This is a genomic window from Streptomyces flavusporus, assembly GCF_046267975.1.
Lineage (GTDB): Bacteria > Actinomycetota > Actinomycetes > Streptomycetales > Streptomycetaceae > Streptomyces > Streptomyces flavusporus.
Genome location: NZ_CP176503.1, coordinates 6,587,363 through 6,613,524 on the forward strand (window position 1 = coordinate 6,587,363; position 26,162 = coordinate 6,613,524).

21 protein-coding genes and 1 pseudogene are annotated in these 26,162 nt (G+C 70.0%); 20 read left to right on the forward strand and 2 right to left on the reverse strand.

Translation table 11 applies throughout. The annotated features are described in order from the left end of the window. Positions 1 to 27 precede the first annotated feature (27 nt). The 11 genes from rplU to ACKTSN_RS31165 all read left to right on the forward strand — a co-directional run bounded on the left by rplU (position 28) and on the right by ACKTSN_RS31165 (position 15,354). Positions 28 to 348: a 50S ribosomal protein L21 gene (gene rplU, locus ACKTSN_RS31115; protein ID WP_004931419.1), complete on the forward strand. Its 321-nt coding sequence runs from the start codon at positions 28 to 30 to the stop codon at positions 346 to 348. A gap of 14 nt (positions 349 to 362) precedes the next feature. Continuing rightward, positions 363 to 617, forward strand: a complete 255-nt coding sequence (rpmA, locus tag ACKTSN_RS31120; RefSeq protein ID WP_004988181.1) for a 50S ribosomal protein L27 — start codon at positions 363 to 365, stop codon at positions 615 to 617. A gap of 131 nt (positions 618 to 748) precedes the next feature. Further along, positions 749 to 2,194 carry a GTPase ObgE gene (gene obgE, locus ACKTSN_RS31125; protein ID WP_409472145.1) on the forward strand — a complete coding sequence of 482 codons (1,446 nt, stop codon included), beginning with the start codon at positions 749 to 751 and terminating at the stop codon, positions 2,192 to 2,194. Positions 2,195 to 2,441: 247 nt separating this feature from the next. After that, positions 2,442 to 3,857, forward strand: coding sequence for a VCBS repeat-containing protein (locus ACKTSN_RS31130; RefSeq protein ID WP_409472146.1), 1,416 nt, complete (start codon positions 2,442 to 2,444; stop codon positions 3,855 to 3,857). 74 nt (positions 3,858 to 3,931) lie between these two features. After that, positions 3,932 to 5,449 (forward strand): FG-GAP-like repeat-containing protein, encoded by a 1,518-nt coding sequence (locus ACKTSN_RS31135; protein WP_409472147.1) that lies wholly within the window; start codon positions 3,932 to 3,934, stop codon positions 5,447 to 5,449. Between the two features lie 68 nt (positions 5,450 to 5,517). Beyond that, positions 5,518 to 7,002, forward strand: coding sequence for an FG-GAP-like repeat-containing protein (locus ACKTSN_RS31140; RefSeq protein ID WP_409472148.1), 1,485 nt, complete (start codon positions 5,518 to 5,520; stop codon positions 7,000 to 7,002). Between the two features lie 189 nt (positions 7,003 to 7,191). Beyond that, on the forward strand, positions 7,192 to 8,751 hold the full coding sequence (locus ACKTSN_RS31145) for an alkaline phosphatase D family protein (protein ID WP_409472149.1): 1,560 nt from the start codon (positions 7,192 to 7,194) through the stop codon (positions 8,749 to 8,751). A 93-nt stretch (positions 8,752 to 8,844) separates the two neighbouring features. Then, positions 8,845 to 10,038 (forward strand): hypothetical protein, encoded by a 1,194-nt coding sequence (locus ACKTSN_RS31150; RefSeq protein WP_409472150.1) that lies wholly within the window; start codon positions 8,845 to 8,847, stop codon positions 10,036 to 10,038. Positions 10,039 to 10,219: 181 nt separating this feature from the next. Next, positions 10,220 to 11,716 (forward strand): D-ribitol-5-phosphate cytidylyltransferase, encoded by a 1,497-nt coding sequence (locus ACKTSN_RS31155; RefSeq protein ID WP_409472151.1) that lies wholly within the window; start codon positions 10,220 to 10,222, stop codon positions 11,714 to 11,716. Between the two features lie 123 nt (positions 11,717 to 11,839). After that, positions 11,840 to 13,936, forward strand: a complete 2,097-nt coding sequence (locus ACKTSN_RS31160; protein WP_409472152.1) for a hypothetical protein — start codon at positions 11,840 to 11,842, stop codon at positions 13,934 to 13,936. Between the two features lie 194 nt (positions 13,937 to 14,130). After that, positions 14,131 to 15,354, forward strand: a complete 1,224-nt coding sequence (locus tag ACKTSN_RS31165; protein ID WP_409472153.1) for a glycosyltransferase family 2 protein — start codon at positions 14,131 to 14,133, stop codon at positions 15,352 to 15,354. Between the two features lie 58 nt (positions 15,355 to 15,412). Here the strand turns inward: ACKTSN_RS31165 and ACKTSN_RS31170 are convergent, their stop codons facing one another. Beyond that, positions 15,413 to 16,813, reverse strand: a complete 1,401-nt coding sequence (locus tag ACKTSN_RS31170) for a polysaccharide pyruvyl transferase family protein (protein WP_409472154.1) — start codon at positions 16,811 to 16,813, stop codon at positions 15,413 to 15,415. A 211-nt stretch (positions 16,814 to 17,024) separates the two neighbouring features. Here ACKTSN_RS31170 and proB point away from each other — a divergent pair, with 211 nt between their 5' ends. From proB to ACKTSN_RS31195, 5 genes are all read left to right on the forward strand, one after another. Continuing rightward, positions 17,025 to 18,152, forward strand: coding sequence for a glutamate 5-kinase (proB, locus tag ACKTSN_RS31175; protein WP_409472155.1), 1,128 nt, complete (start codon positions 17,025 to 17,027; stop codon positions 18,150 to 18,152). Between the two features lie 206 nt (positions 18,153 to 18,358). Next, on the forward strand, positions 18,359 to 18,841 hold the full coding sequence (locus ACKTSN_RS31180) for a hypothetical protein (RefSeq protein WP_409472156.1): 483 nt from the start codon (positions 18,359 to 18,361) through the stop codon (positions 18,839 to 18,841). A 71-nt stretch (positions 18,842 to 18,912) separates the two neighbouring features. Beyond that, the gene (locus ACKTSN_RS31185) at positions 18,913 to 20,199 is read left to right on the forward strand and encodes a glutamate-5-semialdehyde dehydrogenase (RefSeq protein WP_224736810.1); all 1,287 of its coding nucleotides are present in this window, start codon (positions 18,913 to 18,915) and stop codon (positions 20,197 to 20,199) included. 106 nt (positions 20,200 to 20,305) lie between these two features. Then, positions 20,306 to 20,905 carry a hypothetical protein gene (locus ACKTSN_RS31190; RefSeq protein WP_409472157.1) on the forward strand — a complete coding sequence of 200 codons (600 nt, stop codon included), beginning with the start codon at positions 20,306 to 20,308 and terminating at the stop codon, positions 20,903 to 20,905. A gap of 100 nt (positions 20,906 to 21,005) precedes the next feature. Continuing rightward, positions 21,006 to 22,091 (forward strand): hypothetical protein, encoded by a 1,086-nt coding sequence (locus ACKTSN_RS31195; protein ID WP_409472158.1) that lies wholly within the window; start codon positions 21,006 to 21,008, stop codon positions 22,089 to 22,091. Here the strand turns inward: ACKTSN_RS31195 and ACKTSN_RS31200 are convergent. Next, a pseudogene (locus tag ACKTSN_RS31200) lies at positions 22,091 to 23,185 on the reverse strand (M48 family metallopeptidase); the annotation flags it as partial. The gene ACKTSN_RS31195 and the pseudogene ACKTSN_RS31200 overlap by 1 nt on opposite strands. A 140-nt stretch (positions 23,186 to 23,325) precedes the next feature. On the opposite strand from ACKTSN_RS31200, the gene ACKTSN_RS31205 reads away from it, so the two are divergent. The 4 genes from ACKTSN_RS31205 (at position 23,326) to ACKTSN_RS31220 (ending at position 26,160) form a co-directional block, all read left to right on the forward strand. Then, on the forward strand, positions 23,326 to 23,487 hold the full coding sequence (locus tag ACKTSN_RS31205; RefSeq protein ID WP_409472159.1) for a hypothetical protein: 162 nt from the start codon (positions 23,326 to 23,328) through the stop codon (positions 23,485 to 23,487). A 108-nt stretch (positions 23,488 to 23,595) separates the two neighbouring features. Next, a complete protein-coding gene (locus tag ACKTSN_RS31210; RefSeq protein WP_409472160.1) occupies positions 23,596 to 23,760 on the forward strand; it encodes a hypothetical protein in 165 nt (54 codons plus the stop codon). A gap of 32 nt (positions 23,761 to 23,792) precedes the next feature. After that, positions 23,793 to 24,428 (forward strand): nicotinate-nucleotide adenylyltransferase, encoded by a 636-nt coding sequence (nadD, locus tag ACKTSN_RS31215; RefSeq protein WP_409472161.1) that lies wholly within the window; start codon positions 23,793 to 23,795, stop codon positions 24,426 to 24,428. Positions 24,429 to 24,444: 16 nt separating this feature from the next. Then, a complete protein-coding gene (locus ACKTSN_RS31220) occupies positions 24,445 to 26,160 on the forward strand; it encodes an LCP family protein (RefSeq protein WP_409472162.1) in 1,716 nt (571 codons plus the stop codon). The last annotated feature ends 2 nt before the right edge of the window (positions 26,161 to 26,162 follow it).

Below are 26,162 nucleotides of genomic sequence, written 5' to 3' on the forward strand. Positions count from 1 at the left end.
GTTCCCGAGCGAGAGAGTGAGATCCGCGTGTACGCCATCGTGCGCAGCGGTGGTCGCCAGCACAAGGTTGCTGTCGGCGACATCGTTGAGGTTGACAAGATTTCCACTGCCAAGGTTGGCGACACGGTCGAGCTCTCGACCCTGCTCGTTGTCGACGGCGACGCTGTGACCAGCGACCCGTGGGTGCTGGCCGGCATCAAGGTCCAGGCCGAGGTCGTGGACCACCACAAGGGGCAGAAGATCGACATTCTGCGCTACAAGAACAAGACCGGCTACCGCCGTCGTCAGGGCCACCGCCAGCAGTACACGGCGATCAAGGTCACTGAGATCCCCGCGGCTGCGAAGTAAGGGACTGAGGAGAGATGGCACACAAGAAGGGCGCATCGTCCACCCGTAACGGTCGTGACTCCAACGCTCAGCGCCTCGGCGTGAAGCGCTTCGGCGGTCAGGTCGTGAGCGCGGGCGAGATCCTGGTCCGCCAGCGCGGTACCCACTTCCACCCCGGTGCGGGCGTCGGCCGTGGCGGCGACGACACGCTGTTCGCGCTGCAGGCCGGTGCGGTGGAGTTCGGCACCAGCCGTGGCCGTAAGGTCGTGAACATCGTTCCGGTCGCCTGATCGGAAACTTTCGCGAGGCGGACCTCACTTCCCTAGGGGGAAGAGGGTCCGCCTTTCGCGTGTTTCATTCGATAAGACTTTTTCGTACTCCCCCAGCCTTCGGCCGGGGGGACCCCCAGGAGGCACATCCCATGACCACCTTCGTGGACCGCGTCGAACTGCATGTCGCCGCGGGTAACGGAGGCCACGGCTGTGCCTCCGTCCACCGTGAGAAGTTCAAGCCGCTGGGCGGGCCCGACGGTGGCAACGGCGGGCGTGGCGGTGACGTCATCCTCACCGTCGACCAGTCGGTCACCACCCTGCTCGACTACCACCACTCCCCGCACCGCAAGGCCACCAACGGCAAACCCGGCGAGGGCGGCAACCGCTCCGGCAAGGACGGCCAGGACCTGATCCTGCCGGTGCCGGACGGAACCGTCGTGCTCGACAAGGCGGGCAATGTCCTCGCCGACCTGGTCGGGCAGGGGACGTCGTTCGTCGCCGCGCAGGGCGGCCGGGGCGGGCTCGGCAACGCGGCGCTGGCCTCGGCGCGGCGCAAGGCGCCCGGGTTCGCGCTGCTGGGGGAGCCGGGTGACCTGCAGGACATCGTCCTCGAACTGAAGACGGTCGCCGACGTGGCACTCGTCGGATACCCGAGCGCCGGCAAGTCCTCGCTGATCTCCGTGCTGAGCGCTGCCAAGCCGAAGATCGCGGACTATCCCTTCACGACCCTCGTGCCCAACCTCGGTGTGGTGACCGCCGGTTCGACCGTGTACACCGTCGCCGACGTCCCCGGGCTCATCCCGGGCGCAAGCCAGGGCAAGGGCCTGGGCCTTGAGTTCCTGCGGCACGTCGAGCGGTGCAGCGTGCTCGTGCACGTCCTGGACACCGCGACGCTGGAGTCCGACCGGGACCCCGTCTCCGACCTGGACATCATCGAGGCGGAGCTGCGGGAGTACGGCGGCCTCGACAACCGGCCGCGGATCGTCGTCCTGAACAAGATCGACGTACCGGACGGCAAGGACCTCGCCGAGATGGTGCGGCCGGATCTGGAGGCCCGTGGATACCGGGTCTTCGAGGTGTCCGCCGTCGCGCACACCGGGCTGAGGGAGCTGTCGTTCGCGCTGGCCGACCTGGTCGCGAAGGCGCGGGCCGCGAAGCCGAAGGAAGAGGCGACGCGGATCGTGATCCGGCCGAAGGCCGTCGACGACGCGGGCTTCACCGTGACGCGCGAGGAGGCCGGTGGCGAGCCGCTGTTCCGGGTGCGCGGCGAGAAGCCCGAGCGGTGGGTGCGGCAGACCGACTTCAACAACGACGAGGCCGTGGGGTATCTCGCCGACCGGCTCAACCGGCTTGGCGTGGAAGAGGAGTTGATGAAGGCGGGGGCCCGCTCCGGTGACGGCGTCGCCATCGGGCCCGAGGAGAACGCCGTTGTCTTCGACTGGGAGCCGACGCTGATGGCCGGTGCGGAGATGCTCGGGCGGCGCGGCGAGGACCACCGCTTCGAGGCGCCTCGGCCTGCTGCGCAGCGTCGGCGGGACAAGCAGACCGAGCGGGATGAGGCGGCGCGGGAGTTCGACGACTTCGAGCCGTTTTAGGAACACCCTGGGAGCGTCTTCCCCGGGGTGGGTTAACGACTGGGAAAGTCGGGGCGTACGGCAGGGCAACCAACCGTCGGTCCGGTGAGTCGTACTGGGCGATGCGGATGAGGATCTTGATCCTCATCCGCCGTCAACTGCCCTTGCGACAACCGGAGTGGACGTGTCTTTGCCCGCCTCGCACCGACCGCGGCGTGCTGTCGTCGTCGCGGTCGTCCTGCTCTCCGCTGTCTGTGGTGCCCTGCCTGTGGCACAGGCAGAAGTACAGGCACAGGAGCGACCGCAGTCGGCCGCCGCGGCGGGTGCACGGCAGGACTTCAACGGGGACGGGTACGAGGATCTCGCCGTGGGCGCCCCGTACGCCACGGTCGGCGGGAAGAAGGCGGCCGGTTACGTCGCCCTCGTGTACGGCTCGGCGCACGGGCTGGACCTCGCCGGCAAGAAGGTCGTCACGCAGGCCTCGCCGGGGATTCCCGGCACCCCCGAGGCGGACGACCGTTTCGGCGCCCACCTCATCACCGCCGACCTGGACGGCGACGGCTACACCGACCTGGTGGTGCCCGCGACCGGCGAGGACTGGACCTGGGGCGGCGAGGCGCGCACGAGCAGCCAGACCGTGCTGTGGGGTTCCGTCGCGGGCCTGTCCGGCGGAACGCTCCTGCAGCCGGGCCGCACCTTCGCCACCCACTTCAGCATCCCCGGCGACTTCGACGGCGACGGCCACACCGACCTGGCCCTGCCCGGGGGTGTGCGGTTCGGCCCCTTCACCCGGGAGGGCCTGCCCGCCCGGACCCAGCAGATCTCCGTCTCCGAAGCCGACGACTCGCTGCTGGAGATGGCGGCCGGGGACGTCGACGGTGACGGCCGCACCGATCTCGTCTCGTTGACCATGCCGGCCGACTGGGAGCCGGGCGACCAGAGCTCGAACCACACGCTCAACTATCTCCACGCCACCCCGGACGGCATCGAACCGCTCACCGTGCTGCGGGACGGCCGGGGCGAGAAGATCGAGGGCGGCGAGGACATCGAGCTCGGCGACGTGAACGGCGACGGCCGTGACGACCTCGTCTTCGGCCGGCCCCGCCCGGCCAACGGCAACGAGGAACCGAGCGACCCGAGCCAGTACGGCTCACGCGTCGGCGTCGTCCTGGGCACCGCACAGGGGCTGCCGTCCGGGGATCCGCGCATGATCCACCAGGACACTCCCGGCGTACCGGGCGTCGACGAGGCGGGCGATCTGTTCGGCGCGTCCGTCAAGGTGGGCGATGTGAACGGCGACGGCTACGCCGACATCGTGGCCGGCAACCCCTACGAGGACTTCGCCGGAGTGGCGGACGCGGGCACGGTCGCCGTGATCCCGGGCGGGGTGTCCGGCCCGACCGGCGCAGGCTCGAAGGTGTTCAGCCAGAACACGGCGGGTGTCCCCGGCACCGCCGAGCGCCGTGACTACTTCAGCGAGGCCGTCACCCTGCTCGACGGTGACGGCGACGGGCGGGCCGACCTCGTCGTGGGTGCCCCCGGCGAGAACACGAACGCCGGCTCGGTGTGGGCGTTCCGCTCCACCGCCTCCGGGGTCACCACGACGGGATCGCTGGCCTTCGGTGCCAAGGCGCTCGGCACGCACCCGGACGGTGCCCGACTGGGTGCCGAGTTCCCGCGCTGACAGCAGGACCCCCGGTTCGTCCTTCGCCCGCTGACCGGTCTCCTCCCACCCACCACGTACATCAGGAAAGGCTCATGGCCTCACGTTCTCACCGCCGCACGCTTCTCTCCCGCCGCGGACGGCTCGTCCTCGCCACCGGCGTCACGCTCGTCGCCGGCGCTCTGGCGGTCCCCGCCGTCAACGCCGCCGGCAGCGAGGCCACGGCGACGACGCCGAGCACCAAGCGGCTGCACGACGACTTCAATGGGGACGGGTATCCCGACCTGGCGATCGGCGCGCCGGGCACCGCGGCGGACGGTGAGACACGGGTGGGTGCGGTCAGTGTGCTGTACGGTTCCTCCGGTGGGCTGTCGACCTCGCGCAAGCAGGTGCTGAAGCAGGCGGCCGACGAGTACAACGGCGGGTACGGCACCCAACTGCAGAGCGCCGACCTGGACGGAGACGGGTACGCGGACCTGCTGTCGACCGTCGGGCAGTACATGATGGATGTCGACCACGGATACGCCCTCCTCGTCAACTGGGGCGGCCCCCAGGGGCTTTCGGCCACCCCGACGACCCTGACCTGGGCCCCGCAGTTCGAGTGGCAAGGGGGATTCACCGTCGCGGACGTGGACGGCGACAAGCACCCGGACGTGGTGACGGCGAGCTCCGACGACTGGTACAGCGACACACCCGACGCGGACAACGGGGACGGCACGGTGCGGCACGGTCCCTTCACCCGCAGCGGACAGGCCGCGAAGAAGGACTACTTCCGCCTCCTTCCCGATCGGGGGACGAACTTCCACTCGCTGACGGCCGGTGACGTCAACGGTGACGGAGTCGCCGACGTCGTCGTGCGCCTCGGCAGCAACGGCTCGCCCGACTCGCGTGCGGCCGCCCTCCTCACGGGCGGCAGCGGCGGGCTCACCCTCAAGGGCTGGCTCAGGGACGCCCAGGGCCACATCATCGGCGGTGAGGACGCCGCGATCGGCGACCTGAACAAGGACGGATACGGCGATATCGTCGTCGGCCGCTCCAACGACATGTACGACAGCGCGGAACCGCCCTACCGGGGCGGCGGGTTGGCCGTCGTGTACGGCGGCCCGGGCGGCTTCTCCACCACCCGCAAGCCGGTGTGGTTCAACCAGGACACGGCCGGTGTGCCGGGCGCGGCGGAGCACGGGGACGGCATGGGATCGGCCCTGTCGATCGGCGACACCAACGGCGACGGCTACCTCGACGTGGCGACCGGGCTGCCCGGCGAGGACCTGGACGGCATCACCGACGCGGGCACCGTGCTCGTGCTGCGCGGCAGTGCGAACGGCCTGACCGCCACCGGCTACAAGTCGTTCAGCCAGAACACCAGCGACGTCCCCGGAACCGCCGAGAAGGGCGACCGCTTCGGCGCGGAGACCGCCCTCGTCGATGCCAACGCCGACAAGAAGGACGGCCTGATCGTGGGCGACCCTGCGGAGAACGCGGGCAACGGTTCCGTGTGGGTCTTCTCCGCCACGGCCGGCGGCATCACCGCTTCCGGTTCCTCCTCCTTCGGTCCCACCACCATGGGCCTGCCCGCGACCGGGGCCCGGTTCGCGGCCTCGCTGGCGGACTGACATCCCCGACGCACCCCCACGGACATCCCCCCACGGACATCCCCCCACGGAAACGACAGGAGACCACCATGAACAGGCGCAAGAGAGCGTGGCGTACGGGACTCGCCGTCGTCCTGGCTGTGACCGGCGCCGTCACCGTGACCGTCGCCCAGGCGGCGGGCGACACCGCGTCGGCCGCCACCGAGCTCCGGGACGACTTCAACGGCGACGGCTACGCGGACGTCGCGATCGCGGCGCCCGAGGCGACCGTCGACGGCAAGACGCGAGCCGGATACGTCGCCGTGCTGTACGGCTCGGCGAGCGGGCTCAACACCGCTTCGAAGCAGGTGATCAGCCAGAACACCACCGGCATTCCGGACTCCGCGGAGACGGACGACCTGTTCGGCAGCGCGCTCAGCACCGCCGACCTCGACCGGGACGGCTACGACGACCTGATCGTCGGCGTGACCGGTGAGGACAGCGTCGAGGGCGGTGCCGAGACCGGGCAGGTGGGGGTCGTCTGGGGCGGCGCGGGCGGTCTGTCCGGCGGGTCGACGCTGGCGTACGGGAAGAACACCTACGACCGGCTCAGCGCCAGGAACCAGCTCACTGTCGGCGACGTGAACGGTGACGGGGCGTCGGACCTGGTGGTCGTCGAGAGTCTGGTCAAGCTGCGCGTCATCAAGGGCCCCTTCGGGCGCAACGGTGCGGCGAAGGGCGGGGAGCAGACGATCCTGGACGACTCCGACCCGCGCTTCCTGGATCTGGCCACCGGTGACGTGAACGGGGACGGCATCGACGACGTCGTCGGCACCATGAACGACGGCGACGAGTACGACCACCGCCGCATCACGTACTGGCGGGGCACGCCGGACGGCCTCGCGGAGAAGGTCGTGCTCGAGGACAGCAGGGGCTGGCGTGTGCAGGGCGGCGAGTCCCTGGACCTCGGCGACGTGAACGGGGACGGCTACGAGGACATCGTCGTGGGCAGGCCCGTCGACGGCTACGACAGCGACGCCGACACCCCGATCCCGCTGGGCGGCCGGGTCACGTTCATACCCGGCGGCACGAACGGGCCCGACGGCACCAAGGCGATGTACGTCAACCAGGACAGCACCGGAGTCCCGGGCGCCGCCGAGCGGATGGACGGCTTCGGCACCGACGTCTCGGTCGCCGACGTCAACGCCGACGGCTACGCCGACGTCTCGACCGGCGTGCCCGGCGAGGACTTCGACGGGCTGAGCAACGCCGGCGGCGTCATCGTGCTGCGCGGCAGCGCCGGTGGCCTGACCGGGACCGGTGCTCAGGGCTTCAACCAGAACACCACCGGCGTCCCGGGCACCGCGGAGACCAACGACGCCTTCGGCCGCGCCACCCACCTCGTGGACGGCAACGGCGACGGCCGCGCCGAACTCGTCGTCGGCGCACCGGGGGAGAACACGAACGCCGGGTCGGTGTGGGTGTTCCGGTCCACGTCGGCCGGGATCACCGCGACCGGCTCGTTCACCTTCGGCGCCGGGACCCTCGGCACGGTCGCCGCGAACGCGAAGCTGGGCTCCGGATTCAATTACTGATCCCAGCGTGTTCATCACCTGATCGATCGACAGACCCGTTGCGGCAAAGGCACCTTGCTGCGCCGCGACGGGTTTTCTGTTGTCTCCCTGTTTGTCATGTACACGAAGTATGCCGTTCAACGGGCGGTCCGCCCAGAAGCATGAGCATCCGAAGTGTCCAAGAGGCCAGCGAGGCAGGGGAGTTCGCCGATGACCGGTGTGTCCGGATCCGTATCGCCCGACCGACGCCGCTTTCTGACTGCCGGAGCCGCCGTGCTCGGCGCCGCGGCCTCCGCCCAGCTGTGGCTGCCGACCGCCGCCCGGGCCGCCGAAACCCCGCTGCCCGACGGTGTGTTCAGCCTCGGCGTCGCCTCCGGGGACCCACTGCCCGACGGCATCGTGCTGTGGACGCGACTCGCCCCTGATCCACTCAACGGCGGCGGGATGCCGGACAGTGTCGTCTCGGTCGAGTGGGAGCTCGCCGAGGACGAGCGGTTCAGAAAGCCGGTGCGCCGCGGCGTCGCCCAGGCCCGGCCCGAGCTGGGGCACAGCGTGCACGTGGACGTACGGCGGCTGCGCCCGGGCCGTACCTACTGGTACCGCTTCCGCGCCGGCGGCCAGCTCTCGCCCGTCGGCCGCACCCGCACCGCGCCCCACCCGCACAGCTCCGGCGGCCGGCTGCGCATGGCGCTTGCCTCCTGCCAGAACTGGCAGCACGGCTACTTCACGCCGTATGCCGACATGCTGGCCCAGGACCCCGACTTCGTCCTCTTCGTCGGCGACTACATCTACGAGTCCCGGCCGTCGGCCACGGCCCTGCGCAAACACGAGGGCAGCGACGAGCCGTACACCCTGGTCCAGTACCGCAACCGGTACGCCCAGTACCGCACCGACCCCGACCTCGCCGCGATGCACGCGAACGCGCCCTGGGTGGTCACCTTCGACGACCACGAGGTCGACAACGACTTCGCCGGCGAGATACCGCAGGACCCGGACAAGCAGCCGCACGACGCGTTCGTGGCCCGCCTCACCGCGGGCTACCAGGTCTTCTACGAGCACATGCCGGTCCGCGCGAGCGCCATCCCGAACGGCCCGCACATTCAGATGTACCGCCGCCTGGAGTTCGGCCGCCTGGCCCGGCTGAGCGTGCTGGACACCCGGCAGTACCGCAGCGACCAGGCCACCAGCCAGGAAGGCGCCCAGGACCCCGCGCTCACCATGCTCGGCGCCGAGCAGAAGCAGTGGCTGCTCGACGGGCTGCGCCACTCGCCGGCCCGCTGGAACATGATCGGCTCGCAGATCATGATGGCCGAGACCGACCTCAAGGTCGGCGAGGGCAAGCTCTGGTACTACGACGCCTGGGACGGCTACCAGGTCGAACGCAACGCTTTGATGGCGGAGTTGAAGCAGGTCCGCAACCCGGTCGTGTTCACCGGCGACCGCCACCTCACAATGATCAGCGACCTGAAGGAGGACTACGCCGACCCTGACTCCGCCGTCGTCGGCGCCGAGTTCGTCGGTACGTCCATCTCCAGCAACGGCGACCAGGACCAGGCCGCCTTCCACCGGGAGTGGGACCCGCGCCTGCCGGACAACCCGCACTGGAAGCTGCTCGACGCCCACCGCGGCTACCACCTCTTCGACATCCGCCGCGACGGCATCGACGCGCAGGTGCGGATTGTGGACACGGTCCGCCAGCAGACGGCCACGCCGAGCACGCTGGCACGGCTGCGGGTCGAGGCAGGACGGCCCGGCGTCGAGGTCGTGTAACTCGCGTCACCTCTGATGAGAGGCCTGGGACTCATCCCCGTCCCAGGCCTCTCTCAGCGCACTCTCAGCAAGCCCTCTTACCGTCCTCTTGCCATGGAGACGGACTGTACGAGAGCTGAACTCCCGGACAACGGCGGCGTGGTCACCCCGCTGCCGCCCGGGACCCGCCTGCTGCACATCGGCCCGCACAAGACGGACACGACCTCGATCCAGGGCGCGCTGTTCGCGGCGAAGGACGAGATGGCCCGGCACGGCGTCGCGTGGCCGGCCACCACCCGGCATCCCATGGAGGCGGTCCTGGCCGCCTGCGCCTGCCTCGGCATGATGGGCGACATCCGGCCGACCGAGCGGCACTGGGAGCGGCTGCTGGCCCAGGTGCGGGCCACGGGCCGGCGCACGTCGGTGATCAGCAGCGAGTTCTTCGCCGACGCCCCCGACGACGACACCGCCCGGCGGATCGTCGAGCAGCTCGGCGGTGACCGGGTGCACGTCCTGGTCACCCTGCGTCCGCTGGCGCGGATCATGCCCTCGCAGTGGCAGCAGTACGTGCAGAACGGCCTGCGCATGGGCTACGAGGACTGGCTGGAGCACATGCTCAAAAAGCCGCCGTACGACAGGCCCAACCCCAGCTTCTGGCGCCGGCACCGGCACGACCGGCTGGTCGAGCGCTGGGCCCGGGTGGTCGGCCCGGAGCGGGTCACCGTCGTCGTGGTCGACGACCGGGACCGGGAGGGGCTGATGCGTACCTTCGAGGCGCTGCTCGGACTGCCGGCGCGTCTTCTGCGTCCCGTTCCGGACGCGGCGAATCGCTCGCTCACCCTCGCCGAGACCGAAATGCTACGGAATCTTAATAAGGAATTCCGCGCCAATGAACTCCCCGAGGAGCTCTATTCGCAACTCGTCCGGAACGGTGCCGTGATGCATATGAAGAACACGTGCACTCCCGGTCCCGGCGACGTGAAGATCGGCACTCCGCAGTGGGCCGTCGAGGCCGCCGCCGAGATCGGTGCGGAGATGGCGGAGCGTATCGGCGGGACAGGGGTGCGCATTCTGGGCGACATGAGTCTTTTGTCCGCTGTGCCCAAACCTGAGACCCGGACCCATGCCGAACCCCGCATAGCCCCCGAGGCTGCGGCTCAGGCGCTGTACGGGGCGCTCGCGGCGGCAGCTGCAGCGCCCGTACGGCACACCGCACCCGCCAAGTCGCGTACGGTTCACCAGACGTCGTCCAAGGAACTCGTGCGGGCACTCGGCCATCGTTGCCTCAAGCGGCCACGGCTTCGCTGAACCTGTGCCGTTACTCACAGCAATTACCCGGAACCTTCGGAGGACCCCCCGGCAATGACCATGCGTGCAAGGTGAATGACAGGTTGCGCGCACATATGCAGCCGGGGACGCTCACCTTGCACTGCGGTAACCCCAAGTGGGACCATTTCCAAGTTCCCAGTCGCCACAAGGTAGGTCACCTGTGTCACAGCACATAGCCAAGCCCCGTACCACCGCAGTGATCCTGGCCGGCGGCACCGGTCAGCGCGTGGGTCTGTCGATCCCCAAGCAGCTGCTGAAGATCGCCGGCAAGGCAGTCATCGAGCACACTCTGACCACCTTCGAGAAGGCCGACTCGATCGACGACATCATCGTGCTGATGGCGCCGGGTTATGTGCCCGACGTGGAGAAGATCGTCGCCAAGGCCGGGTTCACGAAGGTCTCCAGGATCATCGAGGGCGGCTCGACGCGGAACGAGACGACCGAGCGCGCCATCTCCGCCCTCGGCGAGGGCCTGGCCGAGGGCGAGGACCTCAACGTCCTCTTCCACGACGCCGTCCGCCCGCTGCTGTCGCAGCGCGTCATCGACGACTGCGTGGCCGCACTCGAGCGCTACCAGGCGGTCGACGTCGCCATCCCGTCCGCGGACACCATCATCGTGACCCGCACGCACGGCGAGGACGGCGAGTTCATCACCGAGATCCCGGACCGCTCCCGGCTGCGCCGCGGCCAGACCCCGCAGGCCTTCAAGCTGTCCACGATCAAGCGGGCCTACGAGGTCGCGGCCGGCGACCCCAACTTCCAGGCCACGGACGACTGCACGGTCGTGCTCAAGTACCTGCCGGACGTGCCGATCCACGTCGTCGCGGGCGACGAGTACAACATGAAGGTCACCCAGCCCGTCGACGTCTTCATCGCCGACAAGCTGTTCCAGCTCGCCTCCACGGCCGCGCCGGAGCAGAACGGCGAGGAGGCCTACCGCGAGCTGCTCACCGGCAAGACCGTGGTCGTCTTCGGCGGTTCGTACGGCATCGGCAAGGACATCTGCGAACTCGCCGAGTCCTACGGCGCGAACGTCTACGCGCTGGGCCGCTCCACCACCGGCACGCACGTCGAGAACCCGGAGGAGGTCGACGACGCGCTGTCCAAGGCGTACGCCGAGACCGGGCGCATCGACTACGTCGTCAACACCGCCGGCGTGCTGCGCATCGGCAAGCTCGCCGAGACCGACAACGCCACCATCGAGGAGGCGCTGAAGGTCAACTACCTGGCGCCGGTGCAGATCGCCCGTTCCGCGTACAAGTACCTCGCCGAGACCAAGGGCCAGTTGCTGCTGTACACCTCCAGCAGCTACACCCGCGGCCGTGCCGAGTACAGCCTCTACTCCTCGACCAAGGCCGCCATGGTGAACCTCACCCAGGCCCTGTCCGACGAGTGGGCCGGCGACGGCATCCGCGTCAACTGCATCAACCCGGAGCGCACCGCCACCCCGATGCGCACCAAGGCGTTCGGCCAGGAGCCGGCGGGCACGCTGCTGTCCTCCGAGGCCGTGGCCCGCACCTCGCTCGACGTGCTGCTGTCCGAGCTGACCGGCCATGTCATCGACGTCCGCCAGCAGGACCCGACGGCCGACGCGAGCAGGGCCTCCGGCTTCGAGGCGGCGTTGGCCGCCGTCCTGGACCGTCAGGACGGCGTGTAATAATTGACGCCCATTAGATTTCGGTAATTCAGGCCTCTGTGTGCGCCCGTTCACGGGTTGTTCGCAGAGGCCTGAACCGTAGGCGAACAAAACCGGCATCCCCCTCAAGAGCAGGTTTCCCAAGTGATTTCCACCGCTATACGCGTCGCCCGGGTGGGCAGCGCGGCCGAGCTGGCCGCGGCGGCCCTCATGATGCTGGGCTTCCCGGTGCTCATGCTGGCCGCGCTCGTCCCGAGCGTTCCCGCCTTCGCGGCCGCGGCCGCCGCGACGTATCTGGCGGACCACTATCTGCACCGCAAGGGCAGCTACCTGATCAACCGGCTCAGCAAGGTCCGGGCCGGTCTGTCGATCCGCTTCCTGATCCGGCAGCTGCTTCTGGTGCTGCTGCTGGCCCGGCTGTCCCTCTCGGACGACCTGATCTTCTACGGCGCGATCGCCTGCTTCATCGCCTTCTACGGCCTCCAGGCCCCGCACGGCGCCCTGGTCACCCTGATCCGCAACCGCCGCCGGATGCCGGTCGCCACCCGCAATGTCGACCTGGCCTCCCGCGTCCGCATCCCGGACGCCCCGCCGCGCCGGCTGCTGCACCGCTCGGCCGAGAAGATGCTCCACATCGACCTCGCCGCGGTCGTCGGCGTGCTGGTCTCGGCCGCCGTCGACTCGGCCGTGGCCGGCTTCGTCGGCATCGGCGTGACGCTGGCCCTGGGCTGCGGGTACGTCCTCGCCCTGATGCCGTACGTCCGCGGCCGCCGGATCCCGCCGCGCGCCGAGGTCGTCCTGGCCGCCGTCGACGACTGGCTGCGCGAGTACCGGCCCGAGACGGTGCTGTACTTCTCCGGCTCCAAGGACTCGGCGTACCAGGTCAACATGTGGCTGGAGACCATGGAGCAGCTGGACTCCAGGCCGCTGATCATCCTGCGTGAGCGGGCCATCCTGGAGCGCATGGCGCCCACCACGGTCCCCGTCATCTGCGTGCCCGGAGGGGTGCACCTGATGAACATGGACCTGTCCACGGTGCGGGTCGCGCTGTACGCGGCGAACGTCGGCAAGAACATCCACATGCTGCGCGTCCCGACCATGAAGCACGTCTTCATCGGCCACGGCGACAGCGACAAGCTGGCCAGCGTCAACCCGTTCAGCAAGGTGTACGACGAGGTGTGGACGGCCGGCCGGGCGGGCCGCGACCGGTACGCCATCGCCGACGTCGGCGTCCGCGACGACGACATCGTGGAGGTCGGCCGCCCGCAGCTGGCGCCGATCGAGACCTGGCAGGGCGTGCCGGAGGGCCCCCGCGGCGGAGCCGCTGATGGACGCTGCCCCACGGTGCTCTATGCGCCCACCTGGGAGGGCTGGGACGGCAACCCGGGCAACACCTCGCTCGTGCTCGCCGGCGAGAACATCGTGAAGAAGCTGGTGAAGGCCGACCCGCCGGTCCGCGTCCTGTACAAGCCGCACCCCTTCACCGGCACCGTCAGCAAGGAGGCCGGCGCCGCCCACCGGCGCATCACGGCGCTGGTCGAGCAGGCCGCCGCCGAGCGCGCCGCCGACCCGCGCTTCCCCACCGACGCAGCCGCGCAGGCCGCCGCCAGGGCCGAGCTGGCCCGGATCGAGGCCCGGCTCGCCGAACTGTCCGGCGCCGGCGGCGAGAAGGGCGACGAGGCCGAGGCGACCCGCGACGGCCTGATCGACGTACGCAAGCACGAGGAGATCGCCCGGCTGCGCGCCGAGTGGGACAACGCCTACTGGCGCTCCTTCCCGGCGTACGAGCACCGGGTCATCACGGGCGCCGAGCCGCGTCTGTACGACTGCTTCAACGTCTCCGACGCGATGGTCTCCGACATCTCCAGCGTGGTCTCCGACTTCATCGCGAGCGGCAAGCCGTACGCGGTGACGGACTCCGCGGAGCTGGGCGTGGAGGAGTTCAAGCGGCAGAACACCGCGGTGCGCGCCGCCACGATCCTGTCCAACAGTGCCGCCGAACTGGGCGAGTTGCTGGCGGCGGTGCGCGAGCCTGCGGCCGACCCGCTGGCCGAGGACCGGGGGGAGCTGAAGCGGTACCTGCTCGGACCGGACGAGCCGAAGTCCATCGACCAGTTCAACACCGCCGTGGCGAACCTCACGCTGAAGGCCGAGACCCGCAACCTCGGCCAGGAGTCCCGGGCCGCGGCCGGTGCCGTGGAGGAGGTCGAGCCGGAGGACGCCGAACAACCGGCGCGCTGACCGGCCACCCGTACCCCCTGTCGGCCCCCGAGAAGCACATGCTTCTCGGGGGCCGAACGTTTTGGCCCCTCCGCTCGTACTGTGACTTGAGTCACCAACATGGCTGACCAGGGCAACCGCTTGCCCCAGTGCACCGTCTATTAAGAAGCGATAGAGGAGATACGGGAGGAATCTTCCGTTAACTGGGGGGAAATGTGACCGTGACGCAGCCTGATGTCAGTGTGATCATCGGGGCGTACGAAGCGATGCCGTATCTGGTCGAGTGCCTGGCGTCGGTCGAGGCACAGACCATCGATCCGGAGCGCATCGAGGTCATCGCGGTCGACGACGGGTCGACCGACGGTACGGGGGAGTACCTGGAGGAGTTCGCGGCCCGCGCGCCCATGTCGGTCACGGTGATCCGGCAGGAGAACTCCGGCGGGCCCAGCGGCCCGCGCAATGTCGGCCTGGGCAAGGCGGCCGGGCGGTACGTGTTCTTTCTCGACGCCGACGACCGACTGGGCGCCGAGGCACTGGAGCGGATGGTCGCCATGGCCGACCGCAACGGCACCGATGTGGTCCTCGGCCGGGTCGTGGGCGTCAACCGCTCGGCGCCCAAGTCGATGTGGGGCAGGACGCTGGAGCGTACGGACGTCTTCTCGTCCAAGATCAAGTTCACGCTCAGCGCGCAGAAGCTGTTCCGCCGTGAGCTGCTGGAGCGGCACGGGATGCGGTTCGACGAGTCCCTGTGGACCGGCGAGGACGCGCTGTTCACGATGGAGGCGTATCTGCGGGCGAACGGCGTCTCCGTGCTCGCCGACTACACCTGCTACTACCTGGTGGGCCGCGAGGACGGCAAGCACGTGACGAAGAGCGGCAGTTACACCCTGCGCTTCGACTCCGCGTGCGCCCTGATGCAGCTGATCGCCGACCTCGTCCCGGCGGGTGAGCGGCGCGACGCGCTGATGGTCCGCCCCTTCCTGGTCACGCTGCTGCCGCAGTTCGGGCCGAAGTTCCTCACGGACAGCGAGGAGGTGCGGCGGCACAAGATGGAGCTGGCGAAGCCGCTGATGGAGGCGTACTGGCGGGACGGGATCGGGCGCCGTATCAAGGTCCAGGAGCGGCTGCGGCTGCATCTGGTCGCCGAGCAGCGGCCCGAACTCCTCGTGGACGTCCTGCAGTTCCTCAAGGCCAAGAAACAGCCGACGGCTCTCCTGGAGAAGAAGGGCCGCCGCCTGTACCTGGCCTACCCCCACTTCCGCGACCGCGCGGCCGGTGTCCCCGACTCCGTCTACCTCGCCGAGCCGCACGAGGCCCGCCCCTTCCCGGGGTACCGCGAGGGGGGCGCCGAGTCCCTGCTGCGCAGGGCGGTGCGCAAGGCGCGGCGGATGCTGACGTCACGCTCGTCCACGCCCGGTGGACGGGCGGCTGCGGCATGAAAAGCGGGACGAGGCGGGGGAAGTCCCTCCGCCTCGTCCCGCAGATCCCGGTGACGGTCTACTGCCGTCCGGACTGCAACGCGCGTCGCAGTGGGCGTCCCACCACCTTGCGGGCCTTGCGGTAGACGGAGGTGGTGCTCGGCGCGGGCTTCTGGGCGGCCGGCTTCTCGGTTGCCCGGGACTGCGCCAGCTCCTTCTTCAGCTTGGCGTTGTCCGCGGCCAGTTCACTCATCCGGCTCTGCAGCCAGCCGAACCGGGAGGCGAGCGAGGCGATGTCCGTGTCTATCCAGGGGCGGACGCCTGCCGGGAAGGGCAGCGCACGCAGCTGCTCCTCGAAGGCCGCGCCCCCGTCGCTGTGCGTGAACGTGTTGTCCAGCCCGTTCCGGCTCAGGAATCCCGTGAACCGCTCGAACCGCTCCTGGTGACCGCTCATGAACGCACCGAAGTCGGCCGTTTCGTACAACTGCGCCGGATCCAGGTCCTCGGGCAGGTCGTCGATCGTGCGGTGCGGGATGTCGAAGTAGCGGCACAGCTCCAGCGTCCGTGAGTCACCGCACAGCACGGTCGCGGGGGTGCCCGCGAGCAGCGCGGCGATGTTGCCGTGGATGCGTGAGCCGAAGGAGAAGTCGAAGTCGCGCAGGTCGTCGATCCAGGTGACGGGGTCGATGTAGACGCGGACCTTGTCCTCCCGGTACATCGGGTGGTCCGGGTGCGTAGGCATCGCGGTGACCAGACCGTCTGGTCCCGCCACCTCCCGCCAGTGCAGCTGCCGTGCGTCGGAGAGGTTCTGGCCGATGAAACGCAGATGCGGATAGCGCTGGTGGGCGCGGGCGATGACCCGGTCCAGGCCCTGCGACTTCACCGCGCTGTGCGAGCCGTTGACCGCGACGCGGGAGGCTGCGGTCAGGGCGGGTGCGTCCTTGTGGACGGCGAGGTCCTTGCCGTACATGAACAGCGACGGGCAGCCGATGACCTCGACGTCCCGGAACCCCAGGTCCTTGAGGTACTTCTCGGTGAACTCGCCCCGCACCCCGATGGACGCGCTGCGGTCCAGCACCGCCGACACGAACTCCCGCACGCTCGGCTCCATGGCCTTCAGCCGGGACGGGTCGTAGTCCAGCCCCGCCTGTGCGCCGACGCCCACGACGACCACGGGGATGCGGAGCTGGGTGATGAGCCGGGTCAGCCGCTTCAGCATGGGCTCGAAGGAGGGGCGGAAGGCGTTCGCCAGGGGGACGACGAAGACGTCGTACTGCTCGTTGATCCGTCCGGCCGCGGCGACGTTGGTCTGAATCCCGTTCGAGACCACCTCGGTGCGCGGCGTCTGGAGGATCTTGTGTGCGGCGTCGCTGAAGATCAGGTTGCCGGAGTTGGTACCGATCACGTCCCGGTGGAGGGCTTCTTCGACGGGTACGACGTCGAAGGGGCTCTTCCCCGATCTGAGGAGAATGCGCTGCACGCGGCGATCTTGAGATGACACAGCGTTCAGAATAAGTTTGCTCTGTCTTCTATTGCCATAGACAACCTGTACAACCTTTTTGCCGTATGCGAACCGTGAGCAAACGGCTACGCCCGCCTGTCCGGAGGCTGGACCGATGCGGGGCTCCCGTTCCCCTGCGCGTAGATTGCGTGCGGGGCAGCCGAACCTACGCGAGGGGACAGACAGCAAGGTGGCAGCGGCAAGGCAGGATGTGCACGAGGCCCGCAGGATCGTCGTCAAGGTGGGTTCCTCCTCGCTGACCACTGCGTCCGGAGGTCTGGACGCCGACCGGGTCGACGCACTCGTCGACGTCCTCGCCAAGGTGCGCAGCCAAGGGGAGAAGGAGATCGTGCTGGTCTCCTCCGGCGCCATCGCCGCCGGACTCGCCCCGCTGGGCCTGCGCCGCCGCCCCAGGGACCTCGCCCGCCAGCAGGCCGCCGCCAGCGTCGGCCAGGGGCTCCTGGTCGCCCGCTACACCGCATCCTTCGCCCGCTACGGCACCCGCGTCGGCCAGGTCCTGCTCACCTCCGACGACATGAGCCGCCGCGCCCACCACCGCAACGCCTCCCGCACCCTCGACAAGCTCCTCGCCATGGGCGCCCTGCCGATCGTCAACGAGAACGACACGGTCGCCACCGACGAGATCCGCTTCGGCGACAACGACCGGCTCGCCGCGCTCGTCGCCCACCTCGTACGGGCCGATCTGCTGGTGCTGCTCTCCGACGTGGACGGCGTCTACGACGGCGACCCCGCCAAGCCCGGCACCTCGCGGATAGCGGAGGTGGCGGGGCCGGCCGACCTCGCACAGGTCGAGATCGGCAGCGCCGGCAAGGCTGGCGTCGGCACCGGCGGCATGGTCACCAAGGTCGAGGCGGCCCGGATCGCCGCCGCCGCCGGCATCCCCGTGGTGCTCACCAGCGCGATCCACGCGGCCGACGCGCTGACCGGCCAGGACACCGGCACCTACTTCCACCCCACCGGCAAGCGCTCCGCGGACCGGCTCCTGTGGCTCCAGCACGCCTCCGCCCCGCAGGGCTCGCTCACCCTCGACGACGGCGCCGTGCGCGCGGTCGTGGAACGCCGCAAGTCACTGCTGCCGGCCGGAATCGCCGCCGTCGAGGGCGAGTTCAGCGCGGGCGACCCCGTCGAACTGCGTGACGGCGCCGGGCGCGCGGTGGCCCGCGGGCTCGTCAACTTCGACGCCAAGGAAATCCCCCAGTTGATAGGCCGCTCGACCCGGGAACTGGCCCGGGATCTGGGACCGGCCTACGAGCGGGAGGTCGTCCACCGGGACGATCTGGTGCTCCTCCACCGGTGAGGAACGACGACGGGGTGATCCTCAGCCGGTGAAGCGCGGGGCGCAGGCCGAAAACGGGGGGAACGCCCCGCAAAAAGCGCCCGTCCTGAGGTGGACGTTGCGCAAAACGGCCCCGCAAACCCTGGCGGCCTGCTCAACTTTGTCTCAGGCACATCCCGCACGAGCACGGCTCGACCCCGGCTCGACACCGCGCAAAGGAGGCCGTCGTGAGACGAGTACGCCCTGGGGCAGCGGCGTCCCGCGGCGGTTCCCCCTCCCGCGACACCGGCCGCCGCACCGCCGGCGAGGAGCGCGCCCTCACCAGCGTCGCAGCCGGGGAGCGGTACGCGGGCGAGGAGCCCGAGGACATCCCCCGCCTGTGGCACATCACCCTCAGTGTCTCCGGCGAGGCCGCCCCCGTCGAAGAGCTGCGGCGCGCCCTGGAACAGCTCGCCCACGACCACCCCTTCCTGCTGACCAGCCGGTACGCCGACGACCACGCGGAGATCCGATACTGGGAGGAGGCCCGCGATCTGCACGACGCGGCCGCCGTCGCGCTGCGCCTGTGGGGCGAGCACCGGCAGACCGCGGGGCTCCCGCCCTGGGAGATCGTCGGCCTGGAGGTCATCGACCGCGCCACCTACCACCAGCGCATCTCCGAGGGTTACGGCCCGCCACCGGCCAGCCCGGTCGGCGTCCACCCCTTTTGAGGGCATTCGGGCCTGTCTCGGGGTGTGGAACGCTCGATGAACGGTCCCGTCCGGCGCACTACCCTTCCCTCATGACCACGCTCTCGCCGTACGACTCCATGACCCCGGTCACCCGGGCCGCCTACCGTGCCAAGGCCGCCGCCGCCGACCTCGCGCCGCTGCCCCGGGCCGTGAAGGACGACGCGCTGCTCGCCATCGCGGACGCGCTCGAGGTCCGTACGAGCGAAATCGTCGAGGCCAACGCCAAGGACGTCGCCAAGGCCCGCGAGGCCGGCACCAGCGAGGCCATCGTCGACCGGCTGACCCTGACCCCGGAGCGCGTACGGGCCATCGCCTCCGACGTGCGGGACGTCGTCGCGCTGCCCGACCCGGTCGGCGAGGTCGTCCGCGGCTCCACCCTTCCCAACGGCATCGACCTGCGCCAGGTCCGTGTCCCGCTCGGCGTCGTCGGGATCATCTACGAGGCCCGGCCGAACGTCACCGTGGACGCCGCCGCTCTGTGCCTGAAGTCCGGCAACGCGGTGCTGCTGCGCGGTTCGGCCTCCGCGTACGAGTCGAACACCGCCCTCGTCCGGGTCATCCGCGACGCCGTGGGCGGGTCCGGGCTGCCCGCCGACGCCGTACAGCTGGTGCCCGGCGAGAGCCGCGAGAGCGTGCGCGAGCTGATGCGGGCCCGCGGACTGGTCGACGTGCTGATTCCGCGCGGCGGCGCCTCGCTGATCCAGACGGTCGTCCAGGAGTCGACGGTCCCGGTCATCGAGACCGGCACCGGCAACTGCCACGTCTACGTCGACGCCCACGCCGACCTCGACATGGCCCTCGAGATCCTGATCAACTCCAAGGCACAGCGGGTCAGCGTGTGCAACGCCGCCGAGACGCTGCTGGTCCACCGGGCCATCGCCGCCGAGTTCCTGCCGCGCGCGCTGGACGCCCTCGCCGAGGCCGGGGTCACCGTGCACGCCGACGAGCGGGTGCTGGCGTACGCCAAGGACACCAAGGCGACCGTCGTCGAGGCCACCCCGGAGGACTGGGAGGCCGAGTACCTGTCGTACGACATCGCCGCAGCCGTCGTCGACTCCCTCGACAAGGCCGTGGAGCACATCCGGCTGTGGACCTCCGGTCACACCGAGGCCATCGTGACGACCTCCCAGCAGGCCGCCCGCCGCTTCACCCAGCTGGTCGACTCCACCACGGTCGCCGTGAACGCCTCCACCCGCTTCACGGACGGCGGCCAGTTCGGCTTCGGCGCGGAGATCGGCATCTCGACGCAGAAGCTGCACGCACGCGGCCCGATGGGACTGCCCGAACTGACCAGCACGAAGTACATCGTCACCGGGGACGGACACGTAAGGCGCTGAGGAGCGCGGCACCGGCATATGCGGCGGACACGCGCCCCCGGGTCGCGTCCGTGCCCCGGCGGAGACGTCTCAGCAGGCGGATGAATTTCCATACTGTCTGCCCAAATTGACCCCCCAGGTCTACTCTGGATCCGTGCCGGAGGACGTGGGGGGCACGCCGTTCCCTGACGGCTGGGAGCCCGACGACGACCACGACCGCGGGGTGTCGGACGAAGAGTTCGCCTCCGTGGTATTCGACGAGGCCTTCGTACAGGCGGCCGTGGTGCACGAGCCGACCGCCGTCGAACGCCTCCTGGCCGCCGCGCAGGCCAGAGCCGAGGCCTCCGAGGCGGAGGCCCGCCGGACACACGGCAGAGGCGAGCGGTACGACGACGGATACGGCGCCGACGACCCCGGTTTCGGCCGCGACCCGGACTTCGACGACCTGGACGACCCCGAGCTCCTCGACAGCCGCGACGGCATGCCGGGACCGTACGCAAAGCAGGTCCGCTGGCACCGCCCGGTCGCCTGGCTGCTCGCCCTGGTGATGGGCATCGGCATGGTCGCGCTGGCCTTCGCCGCGGTCTACCGGGGCGCCTCCTCGGGCCGCCAGGACCAGGTCCCGCCGCCCGCTTCCACCGGCCTGGAGCAGGGCACCTCGGCCGCCCCCTCCGCCTCCGCCGACTACTCCCAGCCGGCCGTCTCCGCGGTTCCGCGCACGCCCTGAACGCGCCCTGCGCAGGCATGCGCCATTCTGGTGAGTACCTGTCAGAAGTTGTGGCGTAGCAGGGCGTTTACCGGAGCTTCGGGAGACCTACTCTGAAGTTATGGGCGGGCCTGGAGAACCACCCGAGGGGACACCCGACGGCGCCTCCAACGGTGCGGAGGACGAATACCGATCCGTCGTCTTCGACGAGTCGTTCGTCCGCGCTGCCCGCCTCCAGGAGTTCTCCGCGCAGGAGCGCCTGACCGACCACGCGCCCGCCGTACGCCGCCGGCCGCCCCTGCGCCGGGGACTGTCCCGGCAGGCGCTCGTCCTGGTCGTGCTGATCGCCCTCGCCTTCGGCACCGCGATCTACATGGGCGTACGGCACCCCTACCAGACCCCGCAGGCCCGCCAGCCCGTAGAGCCCCTGCGGATGACCGTCATCCCGCTCGCCCCGCAGGGCAGCGTGCCCGGCGCCACCGACCCCGAACAGCTGTACGTCAACAGTCCCGCCGCGCAGTTCCGCACCGGCGCCGAGGGCATACCGCTGCCCGCCGCCCGGCGCACCGCGAACTTCTCGGACGGCCAGGTCGTCACCGCCCTGACCACTGCCAAGGACTACATCGTCCGCTCCTCGCTCTACCCCGAGGTACTCACCGGCGAGCAGGTCCGGCCCGTGCGGGTCCTGCTCGACCCCGGCCAACTCGACCAGTTCGACCGCAGTTTCGAGGTGCCCTCCGCCGACGGCCGGCACGCTCCCACCGGCTGGCTGGTGCGCTTCGACCCCGCCCACGCCGAACTGACCGACCGCGAGATCCGGGTGCAGGGCACCCTGCAGGTCACCGAGGCCGACTCGGCCAGCCTCGAGGTCACCGCGGACCACACCTTCGTGTACGCGCTGCGACCGGCCGACGCCGGTGCAAAGGCCGAGGCGTCGCTGTTCACGGTCCGCCGCGAGCTGCACTTCCGCTTCGACCGCGACGACCTGCGTCTGCACCAGGCCCAACTGGTCGGCTCGCACGTCCAGGCAGGCCCGCTGTCCTGCGCCGAGGACGCCGCCGGCCGGCTGCGCCCGCTGCTCGCCGGCCAGACCCCGAAGGCCGGCGGCCCGGCCGGCACGGACCCGTACGCCCCGCACGGCGCGACGGCCCTGTGCGGGACACTGGCGGACAGCGCCCAGCCCAAGGTGAACGCCGGACCGTCCTAGTCGCGCGGCGGCTGGTCCTTGGGCGGGGTGTCGGCGGAGCCGCCCGTGAAGCCGCCGAAGCCGCGCCGCACCCGGCTGCCCAGGTCGCCGGCGCCGCCCGCGATGTCGGTGACCAGCTTCATCAGCGGGTCCTTCGAGGCGCGCACATGGCCCGCATAGTGCGAGGCCGACTCGCGGAAGGAGTCCGAGACCGAGGTCTCCTTGTCCTCGTCGCGCCGCGGATAGTGGCCGTCCATGATCCGCTGGTAGTCGCGGGAGGCCGCCCACTTCTTCAGCTCGGCCGCGCGCACGGTGGTGAAGGGGTGGCTGCGGGGCAGCGTGTTGAGGATCTTCAGCACGGAGTCGCGCAGGTCGCCGCCGGCCTCGTACTCCTCGGCCTGCTCCAGGAACGCGTCCACGTTCATCTCGTGCAGGTGGTTGCCGCCCGCGAGCTTCATCAGGCCGCGCATCGAGGCCTGGAGGTCCTGGCCGACCAGCAGTCCCGCGCGGTCGGCGGACAGCTCCGACTTGCGGAACCACTCGCGCAGCGCGGTCACGATCGCCATGATCGCCACGCCGCCCAGCGGAATCCAGGCCACCCGCAGGGCGAGGTTGGTCAGGAACAGCAGGATGGTGCGGTAGACGGAGTGCCCGGACAGGGCGTGGCCGACCTCGTGGCCGATGACCGCCCGCATCTCCTCCTCGTCGAGCAGCTCGACGAGCCCGGTCGTGACGACGATGATCGGCTCGTCCATGCCGATGCACATCGCGTTGGGCTGCGGATCCTGGTTGACGTACATCGGCGGGACCTTCTCCAGGTCCAGGATGTAGCAGGCGTCCCGCAGCATGTCGTTGAGGTGGGTGAACTGCCGGTCCGAGACGCGCACCGAGTCGGACAGGAACAGCAGCCTCAGGCTCCGCTCGGGCAGCAGGCCGCTGAGTGCCTTGAAGGCCGTGTCGAAGCCGCTCAGCTTGCGCAGCGCGACCAGGGCGGAGCGGTCCGCCGGATGCTCGTACGCACGCGAGGAGATTCCCGGGAAGCGCCTGCGCTGCCGGCTCGGCACGTGCTCGTGCCCGTGCTGCTGGTGGCCGTCGTCGGACATGTCTTCCCCCATGTGCGTCGGTGTGCCCTGTGTGTTCTGCGCGCTGTTGTCCGCGCGCTGTTGTCTTTGCGCTTTCTTGTACGCCCCCGAAGCAAGGCCCAGCCTAGGCGGAGATACCGTGGACGGGCAGTACAGCGAAGGAGTCCCGCACCATGGAGCACCACCCCGCAGCCGTCTGGCTCACCGAGGCCGCGAGCGCCGCCCAGCAGCAGGGGGCGGGGAATCTTCTCCGGGTCGTACTGATCGTGATGGTGGTCGGCTGTGTGCTGACCGCCTGGTTCCTGCTTCGGGGTTACAAGCGGGAGGACGACTGAGTGCCCCGGAAGGTTGCCCGACGGCGGAGTCGGGGTGATCGCGACCGAGGCGCCCGCATACGATGAGCCGACGTCTCTTCCGCCCACACGCGATAGGTCCTGCCGAAGATGAGCTTCCACAGCGCCGCAGCCCAGTTGGTCACCCTCGCCGCCGAGGGCGAGGAGCACAGCGGCAACCACGAGAGCATCAACCCCCTGGTCACCGGTGGCGGCGCGTTCCTCGCCCTGATGCTGCTGCTGTGGATCACCACCCGCTTCAACCGCGACCGCTGAGTCCACAGACCGGGCCGGTAGGGTCTGCACGCATGGGAGAGCAGGACATGCCTACCGGTCCGGCATATGACACCACGAGCGGCAAACGCCGCCTCGGCGTCATGGGCGGAACGTTCGACCCGATCCACCACGGGCACCTGGTCGCGGCGAGCGAGGTCGCCGCGCAGTTCCACCTCGACGAGGTGGTGTTCGTGCCCACCGGGCAGCCGTGGCAGAAGACCCACCGCAAGGTCTCCCTGGCCGAGGACCGCTACCTGATGACGGTCATCGCGACCGCCGAGAACCCCCAGTTCTCGGTGAGCCGTATCGACATCGACCGCGGTGGTCCCACCTACACCGTGGACACGCTGCGCGATCTGCGCGCGCTCAACCCCGACACGGACCTGTTCTTCATCACCGGCGCCGACGCCCTCGCCCAGATCCTGACCTGGCGGGACAGCGAGGAGCTGTTCTCCCTCGCCCACTTCATCGGCGTGACCCGGCCCGGCCACCACCTCAACGACCCCGGGCTCCCCGAGGGCGGCGTCTCCCTGATCGAGGTGCCCGCCCTCGCCATCTCCTCCACGGACTGCCGTGCGAGAGTCGCCAAGGGCGACCCCATCTGGTATCTGGTGCCGGACGGAGTCGTGCGCTACATCGCCAAACGAGAGCTGTACCGCGGCGAGTGAGCCGAGAGGGGCACCGGTGAACGACCGATACGACGCTGGTTACGGGGGCGACCAGTACGAGCTCGTCGGCTACGACGAGTACGGCCGGCCTGTGTACCGGCAGGCGCCGCAGCAGCCGTCCCCACAGCAGCCGTACGACCCTTACACACAGCAGGGTCACGGCTACGACCCGTACGCGACGGGCCAGCAGCAGCCGGTACCCCCGTACGACCCCTACGGGACGGGCCAGCAGCAGCCGGTACCCCCGTACGACCCCTACGGGACGGGGCAGCAGCAGCCGGTGCCGTCGTACGACCCGTACGGGACCGGCCGGCAGCCCCGCGTCGCCGAGCAGACCGCCTACATCCCGCAGCAGGCGGGCCCGGTCGAGGAACCCGTACGGGACGACCGGGATCACCGGGGCGACCCGGCGTACCAGGACGACCGGGAGTACCAGGACGACCGGGACGACCGGGACTACCGCACCGAGCAGTTCGCCTTCGTCGAGGACCCCGACGGGGACTCCGAGGACGTCATCGACTGGCTGAAGTTCACCGAGAACCGCACCGAGCGCCGCGAGGAGGCCCGGCGCCGCGCCCGTAGCCGCCTCATCGCCCTGGTCGTCGTCCTGGCGCTGGCCGCGACCGGCGGCGTCGGCTACCTCTGGTACGCCGGAAAGCTCCCCGGACTGTCGTCGTCCGACGACAAGACCGGCGGTACGACGACCGCGACCGCGCAGAAACGCGACGTGATCGTCGTCCACCTGCACGACACCAAGAAGGGTGGCACCTCCACGGCGCTGCTCGTCGACAACACCACCACCAAGCAGGGCACCACCGTCCTGCTGCCCAATGCCCTCGCCCTGACCGGCGACGACGGCACGACGACCCTGGCCAAGTCGGTCGAGGACGACGGCTCCTCCGGCACCCGCGAGGCCCTGGACACCGTCCTCGGCACCTCGATCCAGGGCACCTGGCGCCTCGACACCCCCTACCTGCAGAACCTTGTCGACCTCGTCGGCAACATCGAGATCGACACCAACGCCGACGTGCCCGACCCCGAGGCCAAGAAGAAGGGCGAGGCGCCCCTCGTCAGCAAGGGCGAGAGCCAGACCCTCAGCGGCAAGATGGCCGTCGCCTACGCCACCTACCGCGCCTCCGGCGAGGCCCAGAACGCCCAGCTGGAGCGGTTCGGGCAGGTCATGCAGGGCGTGCTGCGCAAGATGTCCTCCGACGCCCAGGCCGCGACGACCACCGTGCAGACCCTCGCGCAGATCCTCGACCCGTCGCTCACCGACAAGGACCTCGGGACCTTCCTCGCGGGCCTCTCCGACCTCGCCAAGGGCGGCGACCACAAGACGGCCATGCTGCCCGTCCAGACCGACGGCACACTGAGCGCGCAGGCCAGTGACAGCGTGGTCAAGGACGTCCTCGGCGGCACCGCGAAGAGCCCCGACCAGGACGCGGCCGTCCGGGTCTCCGTGCGGAACGCCAGCGGTGTGAAGGACAACACGGAGAAGGCCCGCGTGGTCCTCCTCAACGGCGGCTTCACCTTCCTGGAGGCCGGTACGGCAGGCAGCGCCCAGACCACCTCCGAGATCACCTACGCGGACGCCGCCGACAAGGAGAACGCCACCGAGGTCGCCAAGACCCTGGGGCTGCCGGAGGACGCGGTGGTCAAGGGCAAGGTCTCCGCGAACGCGAACGTGTCGGTGGTGCTCGGGCAGGACTACGAGCCGGCCTCGGCCGGTTAATC